Annotated in this window: 10 protein-coding genes and 3 pseudogenes; 4 read left to right on the top strand and 9 right to left on the bottom strand. The window is 65.9% G+C overall.

The window, feature by feature from the left end; all coding sequences use genetic code 11:
* Positions 1-39 precede the first annotated feature (39 nt).
* A complete protein-coding gene (locus tag F462_RS03295) occupies positions 40-993 on the top strand; it encodes a matrixin family metalloprotease (RefSeq protein ID WP_038051540.1) in 954 nt (317 codons plus the stop codon).
* Positions 994-1,025: 32 nt separating this feature from the next.
* On the opposite strand, the gene F462_RS03290 is transcribed toward F462_RS03295, so the two are convergent.
* The 3 genes from F462_RS03290 to F462_RS03280 form a co-directional block, all read right to left on the bottom strand.
* Entirely contained in the window at positions 1,026-2,306 is a 1,281-nt protein-coding gene (locus tag F462_RS03290; protein WP_038051537.1) for an OmpP1/FadL family transporter, read from the bottom strand.
* A 118-nt stretch (positions 2,307-2,424) separates the two neighbouring features.
* The gene (locus F462_RS03285; protein WP_038051535.1) at positions 2,425-2,613 is read right to left on the bottom strand and encodes a DUF3185 family protein; all 189 of its coding nucleotides are present in this window, start codon (positions 2,611-2,613) and stop codon (positions 2,425-2,427) included.
* A gap of 26 nt (positions 2,614-2,639) precedes the next feature.
* Complete coding sequence (locus F462_RS03280; RefSeq protein WP_026181664.1) at positions 2,640-2,891, bottom strand: GlsB/YeaQ/YmgE family stress response membrane protein; 252 nt, start codon at positions 2,889-2,891, stop codon at positions 2,640-2,642.
* 270 nt (positions 2,892-3,161) lie between these two features.
* Here F462_RS03280 and mltF point away from each other — a divergent pair, with 270 nt between their 5' ends.
* Positions 3,162-4,628 (top strand): membrane-bound lytic murein transglycosylase MltF, encoded by a 1,467-nt coding sequence (mltF, locus tag F462_RS03275; protein WP_038051532.1) that lies wholly within the window; start codon positions 3,162-3,164, stop codon positions 4,626-4,628.
* On the opposite strand, the gene F462_RS03270 is transcribed toward mltF, so the two are convergent.
* The 4 genes and pseudogenes from F462_RS03270 to F462_RS03255 all read right to left on the bottom strand — a co-directional run bounded on the left by F462_RS03270 (position 4,615) and on the right by F462_RS03255 (position 7,297).
* Positions 4,615-5,706, bottom strand: a complete 1,092-nt coding sequence (locus tag F462_RS03270; RefSeq protein ID WP_038051529.1) for a tRNA-queuosine alpha-mannosyltransferase domain-containing protein — start codon at positions 5,704-5,706, stop codon at positions 4,615-4,617. The genes mltF and F462_RS03270 overlap by 14 nt on opposite strands.
* Before the next feature lie 88 nt (positions 5,707-5,794).
* Positions 5,795-6,043, bottom strand: a pseudogene (locus tag F462_RS03265) (carboxymuconolactone decarboxylase family protein); the annotation flags it as partial.
* A gap of 302 nt (positions 6,044-6,345) precedes the next feature.
* Positions 6,346-6,654 (bottom strand): annotated as a pseudogene (locus F462_RS13600) (carboxymuconolactone decarboxylase family protein); the annotation flags it as partial.
* Positions 6,644-7,297, bottom strand: a complete 654-nt coding sequence (locus F462_RS03255) for a TetR/AcrR family transcriptional regulator (protein ID WP_038051527.1) — start codon at positions 7,295-7,297, stop codon at positions 6,644-6,646. The gene F462_RS03255 and the pseudogene F462_RS13600, both read right to left, overlap by 11 nt.
* 84 nt (positions 7,298-7,381) lie before the next feature.
* Here F462_RS03255 and F462_RS03250 point away from each other — a divergent pair.
* A pseudogene (locus F462_RS03250) lies at positions 7,382-7,922 on the top strand (hypothetical protein).
* A 64-nt stretch (positions 7,923-7,986) separates the two neighbouring features.
* Here F462_RS03250 and F462_RS03245 read toward each other — a convergent pair.
* Positions 7,987-11,211: an EAL domain-containing protein gene (locus tag F462_RS03245; protein WP_038051524.1), complete on the bottom strand. Its 3,225-nt coding sequence runs from the start codon at positions 11,209-11,211 to the stop codon at positions 7,987-7,989.
* A gap of 226 nt (positions 11,212-11,437) precedes the next feature.
* Entirely contained in the window at positions 11,438-11,752 is a 315-nt protein-coding gene (locus tag F462_RS03240) for a high-potential iron-sulfur protein (protein ID WP_038051522.1), read from the bottom strand.
* 290 nt (positions 11,753-12,042) lie between these two features.
* Between F462_RS03240 and F462_RS03235 the strand changes: the two genes are divergently transcribed.
* Positions 12,043-12,585 (top strand): outer membrane beta-barrel protein, encoded by a 543-nt coding sequence (locus F462_RS03235; protein ID WP_038051519.1) that lies wholly within the window; start codon positions 12,043-12,045, stop codon positions 12,583-12,585.
* Positions 12,586-12,660 lie beyond the last annotated feature (75 nt).

Raw genomic sequence — 12,660 nt, 5'->3', positions numbered from 1 at the left:
GCTGGGTGGCACCTTGTGGATAACAATTGAGGACGTGTGATGGCACTACCGTTGTGGCTGGTGGGAGGCGTGGGCGCCTTGGCGCTGGGCGGCCTGGTCTGGCAGGAGGGCGATTGGCCGGGCGGTGTTGCCGGGTACATGGTGGCCTCCGAGTGCCAGGTGCCACTGACCCTGCATCTTGAGGCGGTCGACCCCCGCTTTCGGCTGGAACCGGAGGCGGTTCAGGCCGCCCTGGACGCAGCGGTCACGATGTGGGATTCGCAGACGGATGCCGAGCTTTTCCGGCAGCGCGATGGCGAGGGGATGCCGGTGCGCCTGGTTTTTGACCAGCGCCAGGCGACGGCCGAAACGCGGGATCGAACCCGCCAGGAACTGGACAGCCTGCAGGCCCGCATCGCGGCGCGAGAGGAGCGCCTGGACCAGTGGCGCTCGGCGTTGGAAAGCGATTCTGCGAGCTATCAGCGGCGATTGGAGGCCTATCAGGCGCGTCAGCGCGAACACGAACAGGCGGTAGCGGCCTGGAACGCGGGGCGCATGGAGCACAGCGCGGCTAATCGTGATCGACTGGAGCGCGAACGCGCCGCGCTGGACGCGGATCGGCACGGCTTGGAGCAACGCCGCGAGGCCCTGGAACGTCGCCGCGGCGAATTGAACCGCGAGATCCGCGAACTGGGGCGCGCGATCGAGGGGTTTAACGAGCAGGTCGCGATGTTGAACCGAGAGGTCAGTGCGACCGGAAGCTTCGATATGGCGGTTTATGAGCAACAGGGGGCACGGCGGTCGATCACGGTGTTCAAGGCCAGTGACGCGGACGAGTTGCGTCTTACGCTGGCGCACGAACTGGGGCACGCACTGGGGATTGGCCACGTCGATGATCCGGCGGCCGTGATGCATTCGATGCTGGGTCCGGCCAATGCGGGGCGCCGGGACTTAAGCGCGGCGGATCGCCGGGCGTTGGTGACGGTCTGCGGAGTGCCGTTGCGGGACGAATAGGCCGGGGCGAGATTTCCCCGGCCTATGGGGTTCTAGAAGTGATAGCGCATAGCGGCCGAGAGGACGTGCACATGACCCTTGGTCGTGCCCTGCATGTTGATGTCGGTCCCATTGAAGCTGCGCGTGATGTCCACGTCCTCGCTTTCGATGTGGATGTAGCTGTAGCCGAGGTCGAAGGTCAGGCGGTCGCTGCTGGCATAGCTGGCGCCGAAGGAGAACCACGTGCGGTCGCCATCCGGGGTACGCGTGCTGCGCCCGTCGGTCTGGGTGGGGGTTTGGTCGTACTGGATGCCGCCGCGCAGGGTCCAGCGCGGGTTCATCTCGTATTCGGCCCCCACCGCAAGGGCATAGCTGTTGTTGTAGTTCTGTTCCAGTACCTGGTCGCCGGTTGCGAGCTCAATGCGGATTTCGTCGAAGTTCGACCAGTTGAACCAGGTGTATTGCGCGAGCCCGGTCCAGCGGTCGTTGAAGCGATGGCGGATGCCGATCGAGGCAATGTCTGGAAGCTTCAGACCTGCTTGTCCACCTTGCACGATCGTGTCGCCAACGACTGCTCGGTTGGGGTCGTTCGTAGAGAGTGTTGCGGTAGCAGTGCCCTGAAGCGTGTGCGAGATTCCATCGCGGTAATGAATACCGAGGCGGGTGTTGTCCGTCAGGTCAAATAGCATCCCGATATTGAAGCCGACATCCCAGTTGTCGCCTTCGAGCTCGAATTCGCCATCGGTGTCCGGATTGGGCCCGGTCGGGTCCGGCGTGGCACTGCGCAGGGTGGCGTCGGCGTACTGGAGGTCGAGGCCGCCACCGATGGAGATCCGGTCGGTCAGATCGAAGGCGATGCTGGGCTGCAGGTTCAGCACGCGCAGATCGGATTCCAGCGAGTCGTAGCGGGCGAAGAAGTCATCGTTGTATTCGTTCTTCAGGCCGAACGGGGCGCTCAGGCCAAAGCCCAGCCAGACGCGGTCGGAGTACTGTTCCGCCCAGTACAGGTTGGGCACCGGGGTCGGGTCGTAGGGGTTTCCGCTGTCGCGGCCGGGGATCTGGGTGTTGCGCTGGTTGACCTCGGCGTTGGGGATCAGCAGATGCACCCCCGCCTGCACCTCGTTGCGTTCCAGGCGGGTCATGCCGGCCGGATTGAAGTAGATGGTGCTGGCGTCGGAGGCGATGGCGGCCTCCCCGGCATAGGCACGGCCGAGGCCGGAGACGCCCTGTTCCTGGATGTAGAAACCGGCGGCCAGCAGGGTCGTAGGTGTGGCGAACAGGACGGTGCTGACGGCGGCGGTGAGCGCCAGGCGGCGCGACGGTTTCATGGTCATGCGGTCTCCCCCTATTTATTGTTTTTAGGGGCAGCCGCGGAACCATTGGCTGGCCTGTGCCGCCCCGAGCCGGACACTACCGGTTCGAGTGGCTTACGCCAACCACGTCACAGACTTTTCAGGTCAGCAGGATAAGCCCGACCACGGCGGCGAGGCCTCCGCCGATTAGTAATGCAAGCGTGCGTTGCGTAAACCGCCCGAGGAACAGGCGGGCGGCGCGTTCGCGCATGCCAAAGGCATCCTGGGCGCCGACGACGACGGCGATCAGGCCGCCAACCAGCAGGATGATGCCGAGGATCTGAATCATGGTGTCTCCCTGAGAAGGTGGATGGATCAGGCTCTTTTGATCAGTCGCAACAGGCCGAGCAGCAGCACGGCCCCGAGTGTCGCGGCGGCAAGGCTGCCGATCAGCCCGCCGGCCTGGACCCCGAGCTGGGTGAACAGCCAGCCGCCGAGGAAGGCCCCGATCACGCCGACCACGATATTGAGCAGGATGCCCTGCCCGGAGCCGTGCACCAGCAGCCCGGCGAGCCAGCCGGCGATGCCGCCGATGAGCAGGAGGAGGAGAAGGGATTCGACGGCCATGATGTCGCGCTCCTTGCGGGTAACGGAGTATTGGAGTGTGCCGAGGTCGCTGCGTTCCCCGAATCGCACGGTGGCGTAGGCTTCGACTGTACAGGGCACGCGGCTGGGCCGCCCATCAGCGGTGGCCTCCGCAAGGGATGGCAACCCCTTCGTCGTGGGTATTTTTGAGAACCATTCCGCAAAACCCTAGTCTCTGTATCGGACATTCATGGATCCGTCATGGACGGGGTCAGCCAATCCGCGCGGCCTGTCGACGGGAAGGAAACCGGAATGCATGAACCGAATCATCGCCGCGCCGCGGGCTGGCGCCCGTCACCCCGCGGACAATTCCGCGCGCTGCTGCCTGCCGCGCTGCTGGCGCTGCTCGCGGGTTGTGGCGCCGAGGAGGGGCAATCCGACTCGATGGTCTCGAACGCCAGCGCCGGCGAGCGGCTGGCGCCGGTGGAGAAGACCGGCACGCTGCGCGTGGTGACCCGCAATGCGCCCACCACCTGGTACTTTGACCAGCATCTGGAAGCGGCGGGCACGGAGCATGACCTGGTCGAGGGCTTTGCCCAGGCGCATGGCTGGCAGGTGGAGTGGGTCATGGCCGAATCGGTCTCCGGTGTGCTCGAGGCGCTGGCCTCCGGCGGGGCGCATATGGCCGCGGCCGGGCTGACCCATCTCGCCTCGCGCGACGAGCGCTTCCGGCGCGGCCCCGAGTACATGGAGATCACCGAGCAGGTGGTCTGCCATCGCGACTTCGATGCCATGCCCGAATCGGCGGACGACCTGGGGTCGGTCGACCTGGTGGTCTCGGCCGGCAGCAGCTACGTGGAGACCCTGGAGGAGGCGCTTCCGGATTCGGCCGGGTTCGAGGTCCGCGAGATCGGTACTGAGCGGCTGATGGCGCAGGTCGCCCGGCAGGAGATCGACTGCACCGTGGCCGATTCGCATATCGTGCGCTACAACCGTCGCTCCTTCCCGCATCTCGACATCGCCTTTGACCTGTCCGAGCCGCGCACCCTGGGCTGGTACGTGCAGCCGGACCAGGTGGCCCTGGCCGAACTTGCGGGCGACTGGATGCAGAGTGATGGCGGCCGGGAACTGCGCGAACTCGTGGACGAGCGCTACTACGCCTACATCGATCAGTTCGATTTTGTCGACCTGCGGGCGCTCAACCGCCGCATCGAGGACCGCCTGCCGCAGTTCCAGTCGTATTTCGAGGAAGCGGCCGAAAGCACCGATCTACCAGCCGATCTGCTGGCGGCCCTGGCCTACCAGGAGTCGCACTGGGATCCGGAGGCGCGCAGCCCCACCGGTGTACGCGGCATGATGATGCTGACGCAGCGCACGGCCGAGTCCCTGGGAGTGGATCGCCTGGACCCGGTGCAGAGCATCGACGGCGGGGCGCGCTACCTACAGCGCCAACACGAACTGTTGCCCGACGACATTGACGAGCCCGACCGCACCTACCTGGCGCTGGCGGCCTACAACATCGGTCGCGGGCACCTGCTGGATGCGCGCCGGCTGGCGCGCGAGCTGGGCCGCGATCCGGATCGCTGGGCCGACATGCGCGAGACCCTGCCGCTGCTGACCGAAGAGCGCTACTACCAGAACCTGCGCTTCGGCTACGCCCGCGGCTACCAGCCGGTGTACTACGTGCAGCGTATCCGCAACTACCGCGATGTGATCCGCCCGGTCTTCGTGGCCGAGGACGAGCTCCCTTCCGACCGGATCGTGGTCAGGCGCGACTGATCCCGGGCCGGCGGGCGTTGCCCGCCACCAGTGCATCCAGCGCCTGCTGCCAGCGCGGTTCCAGCCGAGCCGGCAGCCAGGCGCGCACGTCCGGTGCCGGCGGCGTGCCCTGTTGCAGCCAATGCCGCAGACGGTCGGTCAGGGCCGCGCCATCGCCGGCGGGATAGCGGCAGGTGTCGGGATACTGCTCGCGGTAGGCCAGGGCGTCCGGGACCAGTGGCGTGGCCCCGGCGGCCGTGGCCTCCAGTACGGCCAGTCCCTGGAACTCGTGCAAGGCAGTGCTGACGGCGATGCCCGCGCGGCCCAGCAGGTCTTCGTATTCCCGCCGAGGCAGCTTGCCATCCGCCACGATGCGGTCCCCGAGGGTGGCGCGCAGTCGTTGCAGGGCCTCGGGGGCCTGCGCGGGCCGCGCCCCCAGCAGGGCGAGCCGGAAGTCCACGCCGGCCTCCCGCAGCCGTAGCAGCGCCTCGGTGAACACCTCCGGTGCCTTGTCGTACTCCCAGCGGTGATTCCACAGGATCAGGCCCGGGTCGCGCGCGGTGCCCGCCGGGGCGGGTCGCGCGACCGGGACGGGCAGGACGTCGCTGCGTGCCTGGAGTCGGGTCCGCAGGCCGCCGGGGACATGATCCGGCATCCGCGCGAGCAGGGCGTCTATGCCGTCCAGGAACGAGTCGCGGTTGAACGCAGAGTTGAAGGCCACGCGGTCCGCCGCCAGTGCCGCGTAGATCTGCACCATCTGGGGGTCCACCGAATCCACCTGGTCGCGTCCGACCGGGTAGGCGAACTGGTTCTCGTGCACGTAGTACAGCGTGGGTGGCCTGGCAAGCGGTGGATGCAGGCCGCGCAAGGTGGCCAGGTCCACCATCGAGGTGGTGATGACCGCATCGGCCTCCACACCCGCGAGCCGGTCCAGCCAGGAGATCGGGTTGCCGCGGATGCGCCAGCGGAAATGCCGCCCGGGCAGTTCCAGCACCTCCCAGTCGAATTGACCGAAGGTCGTGGTCAGCCAGTCGACCCAGGCGGCGTGACTGTCGGCCCGGTAGGCGGAGAGCAGGAGGATGCGCGAGCGTGGCGGCATGCAGGCGGGCTGGCGGTCGGGAGCGAGGCCCTACCTTGCCGCTGCGCGGTGCATGCCGCAATCGCATTATCGGCTACGGCATGCGCGGTCAACGCGCGGTTGCGCTCCAGCGTTCGTTGGCCATGGGCGCGTCGACCGGGGTGCCGGCGATGTGGTTGGTGTAGTTGGACAGCGTCTTCAGGCCGATCGCCAGGATGACCTCCAGCATCTGCGCGGCGGTATGTCCGGCGTCCAGGAAGGACTGCTGGGTGGGTTCGTCGACCCAGCCGCGCTGTTCGAGCATGGCGCGGGCGAACTGGCGCAGGGCCTCCAATCTGGGTTCCTCGATCGCGCGGTCCTAGGGAGGCGCTGATTGAATCGCACGTCCGCGCTCGAGTTGCTTTTGCGTGCGAACAAGGCGCGGTGACTGCGGTGCAGCCATTCTGCACAAGGGAGCCGCAACGCTGTGCGCGCGCCCGTTTTTAATCAACAACGGGCGGCCGAGCCCCTGCGTTCAATGGCTTGTGGGGTTGGTGCCCCTGTTCCCCGATCTTGCGTTACGCCACTTGCGGGTAGAACCACTACCTGCTGCGCGACGCGCCTTGTCTCGGAAAACAGGGGGCACCAACGCGGACGCGCGATTGAATCAGCGTCCCCCTAGCGCAGCGCGGCGATGACGTCGTCGGGTACGCCGGTCATGCGGCCGGTCATGCTGTGGGCGGCCATGCAGTAGTCGCATCCGTGGTAGCGACTGACGGTCAGCACCAGGACGTCCTGTTCGGTGGGGCTCAGCGACGTCTTCTGCAGCAGGTTGTTGAGCGCCAGGTAGACCTCGGCCAGGCCCGGGGCACTGGCCATCTTGCGGATCAGGTTGGGGACCATGCCGAAGGTCTGTTCGGCTCGGTCGAAGACGGCTTGCGCCTCCGGGGCGCTGGCGGCGTCGTGCAGGGGGAAGCGTTCATCGTTCATGGGGTCCCTCCGGGGGCGAGTGGGTCAGGAGTGTGACCAGCGCCGGGCCCAGGCGCAGGACCGTCGCCGGGTCCTGGTCGGCCTTGGCCATCACCAGGATCCCTTCCATCAGGGCCAGCCACTGCTCGGCCAGCGTCTCGGTGTTGGTATCGCCGGGCAGTTCGCCGTCCTGCACGGCCTCGTCCAGCACCGAGCGGAAATGGGCGGCGACGGCATCGAGGTGCCCCCGGATCGCTTGGCGCAGGGTCGGATTGTGGGTCCCCATCTCCACGGCCAGGTTGCCGAAGGGACAGCCGGGCAGTTGACCGGATTCCGCCTGCATGCGGGCCTCGAAGGCGTGGATCGCATGGACGAACGCCTCGATCCGGGCGTGCAGGCCGTTGGCGCCGGCAAGCCCCGGGATCAACACTTCGCGCTCGAAGTCCGCGTAGAGGGCGTCCAGCATCGCCAGGGTGAGCGCCTCCTTGCCGGGGAAGAAGTGGTACAGGCTGCCCTTGCGCACGCCGGCATGGGCACAAATCTCCGCGATGCCGACGGCGCTGTAGCTGCGACCAACGATCAGTTCGCGCGCGGCCGTCAGGAGTGCGTCGCGGCTGTCGCCGCGGGTCCGGTGGGTCGGGGTTGGGGTCGGGTACGTTGTCATGTCTTTGCACTATAGTTGACCGGTCAGTAAAGTGCAAGAGGCGATCGTCCAGGAGGGTACACGTCGATGTCCCGAATTCCCGACATGCATGAAGCGACTGACGCCGCCGGCGTATCCATTCCCGCGGAGTACGCGGACACCTGGGAGGATGGCTTTGGCGTGCCTGGCTGGAAGCTGGATTTGCCGGGGCGTGGCGCGGACGTTATCGCGGCGACCCCGTATACCGGCGAGCGCATCCCGACCTCGGTGTTCGTGCACGACATCGTCGACCACCACCTGTGCGGCTTCGCTCTGTCCGGTTATACCGATGAGGCGGGGGCGCTGATTCAATTGGCGGAACGTACCGGCTCCGATCCGGTGCCGGACTTCGTGTAGATCATCGACGAGGACCTGCTGCCGGGGGCCTTCGAAAGCGGCGACTGGCGCGAGCTGCTGCCCGCGTCCCTGGTGATGGCGGTGGAGGCGGCCCCGGACACGCGGGTCGGTATGGCCCGACTGCGCGCGCTGTGGCTTGCCGGGTTCGTAGCGACGGGGTGGGGGCGGGCCGCGGGTGCGCGAACAGGGATGGAGCCGGGCCCGCGGCGTGTTCCGCGCCGCCCCAGCGGCGGTGGGTTTCCGTTTCTAGGCGCCGGAATACGGCCTGGACGAGTCCTTGTCGATTACGGACTGACGGCATCGTGTGCCTCGGTTCAGGTGGTGACCGCGGGGAGCTCCAGTGACGGGCGGTGCAGGTGGTAGCCCTGGGCCATGTCCACGCCCAGTTCGGCCAGCATCTCCAGGGTCGGGCCGTCTTCCACGCACTCGGCGACGGTCTGCTTGTCGAGGCCACGGGCGACGTCGACCATCGCGCGGATGAAGGCCTGGTTGTCGCGGTTGTTGGGCAGGTCACGCACGAACAGGCCGTCGATCTTCAGGATCTGTACGCCCAGGTACTTGAGGTAGGCGAAGGTAGAGAACCCGGAGCCGAAGTCGTCCAGGCAGACGGTGCAGCCGGTGTGCTGCAACGCCTCGATGAAGCGCTGGGCATCCTGCATCTCGGAGACCGCGGCGGTCTCGGTCAGTTCGATGATCAGTCGTCGCGGTTCGACCCCCTGCTGTTCTAGCTGGTGGCTGATGTAGTGCGGCAGTCCCGGTTCGTCGAAGCTGCGCCCGGAGATGTTGATCGCGATCCCGGGGATGGTCGGACCCCCGGCCAGCCGATGGATGCTCTCGCGGATCACCCAGCGGTCGATGTCGAGGATCTGCCCGGTCTTCTCGGCAATCGGTATGAACTGGCCAGGCATGGTGATCTCATCCGGGGAAGCCGGGTCGCGCATGCGTACCAGGGCCTCCATGTGGTGCAGGTGGCCATCGCCGACTGCGTAGATCCCCTGGTAATGCAATTCGAAGTGATCCTGCTCCAGCGCGGTGCCGATGCGCTGGCTCCAGGACATCCGTTCCAGCATGTGCTCGGCGGTGTTGCGGCTACGGTCGAACACCGCCCAAGTATTCTTGCCCAGATCCTTCGCCTGGTACATCGCGGTGTCGGCGTGGGCCACCAGGTCCTCGACGTTGTCGCCATGCTCCGGAAAGTGGGCGATGCCGATGCTGGCGGTGAGCCGGTAGTTCTGGCCGCGGAAGCGGAACGGGATCGCCGAGATCGCGCGGCCCACGCGTTCGGCCAGTTCGATCGGCTCCCGCTCCGACTCGCGATCGACCAAGATCGCGAACTCGTCGCCACCCAGGCGGGCAAAGATGTCCTGACTGCGTACCAGCGCGGCGATCTCGCCGGCGGCGCGTACCAGCACGGTATCCCCAGCCCGGTGGCCGAAGGTGTCGTTGATGGTCTTGAACTCGTCGAGATCGAAGTACAGCAGGGCGAAGCGCCCGTTGCGCCGCCACTCGCTGTGGATCACGTGTTCCAGGCGTTTCTGGAAGTGATGGCGGTTGTACAGGCCGGTCAGCGCGTCGTGCTCGGCGAGGTAGACTAGTTGCTGAGCGGTCTGGCGCTCGTGGGTCACGTCCTCGTACAGCCACAGTCGGCCGATGGAACGCTCGTCGGTGTCGTGGACGGGGTAGGAGACCTGGGTCAGGATGCGCCCGTCGTACAGGTCGACCTCGAAGCGTTCGCTGATCTCGTGGGTATCCAGCACGTGCAGCACGTGGCGCGAGGCGTGATCCGGCCGTGCGAAGCGGTGGGTGGAATGTTCCAGCACCTCGCGCGAGGGACGACCCACCAGTTCCACCTCGCTGCCAATCGCCCACATGCGCCGGAAGGCCGGGTTGACGTATTCCACCCGGCCCTCGCGATCCTCGAACAGGATGCCGACGCTCATGGCCGAGAGCAGTGCGGCCATGCGCCCCTGTTCGTTCCGGGTCAGATCCAGTAGGCGCGTCTGCTCGTCGCGCGACGCTTCCAGCTCGGACAGGGCCCGGAGCAGGGCCTCCTCGTTGCGCTTGCGCTGGGTGATGTCGTGCGAGATCGCCACGTAGCGTGCTGTCTCGCCGCGCGGGGCCACGAGTTGCAGGGATATCTCGACTGGCACCTCGAAGCCGTCCCGATGGAGATGGGTGGTCTCGAAGCGGAACTGGTCGCGCTCGCCGCGGCGCAGGGGCTCGATCAGCCGACGAAAGCGCGTCTCGGGGTAGTCCGGCTTGATGTCATGGGGGTGGAGTTCGAGCAGTTCCTCGCGCGGGATGCCGGTCTGGTCTACCGCGCCCTGGTTCACGTAGATAAAGCGCAAGGTCTCGACGTCGAACAGGAACACCGCATCCAGGGTCAGGTCGAGGGTCGAGCGAAAGGACTCCAGTTCGTTGGTCCGGGCCCGCAGGGTCTCGCCAGTGGTGACCAGTTCGTCGGCATCGATGACATGCCCCTGCAGGTACCGCAGGCGCCCGCGATCGTCGAAGACCCCGGCGCCGCGCTCGAACACCCAGCGGTGCCTGCCATTGTGTCCGATCAGACGCCACTGGATCTGGTACTGGCCGTTCCGTTGCAATCCCTCGGAGACCTCGTGCCAGACTCGGTCGCGATCATCGGGGTGCACCAGATCGTTGAAGGTGAGGCGCTCCGCAAAGAACCTTTCACGCGAGTAGCCGGTGAGTTCCTCCAGGGAACCCTCGACGTTGATCACATCCCAGTCCGGGTTGTTGCGGGAGCGATAGACAAAGCCGTTAAGGGTATCGAGGACGCGCAGCAGGTCGTCGCTCTGCTGGGCTCCTAGTGAGCGGGTCAGGGACACGAGCGCGATAACGGCGATAACGGCCGCAAACATGCGCAGCATTTGCACCGGTAGCCCGATCGTCTGCAGCACATCGCCATGGGTCGGCAGCCAGCCCGGGAGGGCGGAGTCGACCGTGCCCGGAAATGGTGTGACCAGGGCGTAGCCGAGGAAAGCCACGGCCAGTGTGGCCAGGGCGGGGTAATGGTGGGCGTGATCACCGGGTCCCTTGGTGCTCCGCCGAGCGGGCAGGCGCAGCAGGGACCAGAAGGCCAGGCCGGTCAGCAGCGCGCCGGGGACGCCCACCAGGTAGCGCCCTCCGTTGGCGAGGCCACGCGAGGGGGCTTCCGCCACCCCGAGCATCAGGATGAGCCCGACGACGATGACCGGGTACACCAACAAGGCATCCAGCTGAATACGCCGCTGGCCCATGTTCAGGGCGCGCCGCCCGAACTCGAGAAGGGGCAGGAACGAGACGAGTTGCCAGGTGGCATTAAGCCAGGGCGCGCGCGCCCACGAATAGTGGAAGCCCGCTGCCTGCAGGAACTCGTAGCTGCCATGGATGAGCCCGAACAGGGCCAGCAGCCAGAAATGATGGGCAAACGGTAGGGTACCATCGCCTCGCGGCAGCACCAGGGCAACGACGCCCAGCGAAAAGAACGCCAGACCGTAGACCAGATACAGGACGGTGAAGCCAGTCGTCGACAGGTCCATCAGTGACCGGCTCTCGCGTTAGCGGAAGCGCTGCAGGGCGGTCGAGGTGGGCGGTCAGACACGCAGCTTCCTTTCGGCCATTCTCGGCACTAGCCGAAGCCGTATTACGAGATCAAAGGCGTAGCTTGCGGGGTGGGGTGGCGGGGATGCAAGTTGCAGTGGGGTTCAGGGGCGGGAGGTAAGGCGTCCGGCCCGGAGGAAGCCGGGCCGGACGGGAACGTCGGACTTAGGACGATACGTACTCGTCACACCAACCTTCGGCGTTGACCTGCACGCCCTGGAAGTCGGCGTGGAAACACTGGCCCCATTCGGAGTCACCGCCACCCCAGAATGCGCAGTTCTTGCATTTTTCGCCATCCGAGTAATCGGCATGGTCGGCGTCGGCGGCGTTGTTCACGTAGCTGTGGGCATGACCATCTTCGGCCTGTTCCTCCGCCTTGGCGTTGGACATGCCAACGAGGCTGACGACCGGGATGGCGGCTACGGCAGCGGACGCCTGACGCAGGAATTTTCGACGGTTCGCATTCGGTTTGTCGGACATGAGTCCTCCGTTTGCAGGTTGGTTTTTTGATTTGTGGTCTTCTGAGTACTACGTAGAATCACCCGTCGGATTCGGCGGGATCATCATTTTCGAGGCCTTGGAGCACCGAGGGTTCCCTCGAATTTCCAATTTTTTTCAAGGGAATGTCGGGGTAGCCCTACGCGGAGGATGCAGACGACCGGAAAAAAATTCCATGCCAGGTTCACCAAACGCTGGTGGTTGTGATGAACATCACGCCGCTCTGATCTATCATCAGGGTTCGCTAATAGATGACCAATCGGAGGTGCGCAATGGTGTACAAGAAGACGCTGTCGACGCTGGTACTGGGCGCTTTGGCGCTGGCGCCGTTCGTGCAGGCGAGTGCGGTGGAGCGCGGCATGGAACCCAGTGTCGCGCTACTGGGCGGTGTGGTTTCGCCGGATCTGTCCGGTGTCAGTTCCGACGCGGCCTACGGGGTCGAGATCGGGGCGAATTGCCAGCTGTTCCAGCCGGCCACCGGCGTGCTGCGGCATCACCTCAGCGTGAGCCGCTACAGTGATAACCCGCTGAAGATGACCAGCGCCGAGGTGAACAGCCACTGGATGTTCGAACCGAACGAACGCCTGTCGCTGGGCTTTGGTCCGGGTATCGGTTACGTGCGTGCGAAGCTGGACGACGATACCAATGGCCTTTGGGCGGCCCAGGTGGGGGGTAGCCTGAAGTACCAGCTGGATCGTCAGTGGTTTCTGGGGCTGGAGGCGCGTTACCAGTTCACCGAGAGCGATCGCTTCGATGGTCGCCGCGCCGATGCCGACAATATGCGCGTAATGGGCAAGGTCGGAATGCAATTCTGATCCTTCGGCACGCCCGGCACCAGAGAGGGCTTGCCGCCCCTCGGGTGCCGGGTGACGATAGGGCGACGTTGACAC

This window comes from Thioalkalivibrio sp. ALJ1 (assembly GCF_000745395.1).
Lineage (GTDB): Bacteria > Pseudomonadota > Gammaproteobacteria > Ectothiorhodospirales > Ectothiorhodospiraceae > Thioalkalivibrio.
Note: the sequence above shows the minus strand (reverse complement) of the source record. Positions and strands in the feature narration are given on the sequence as shown.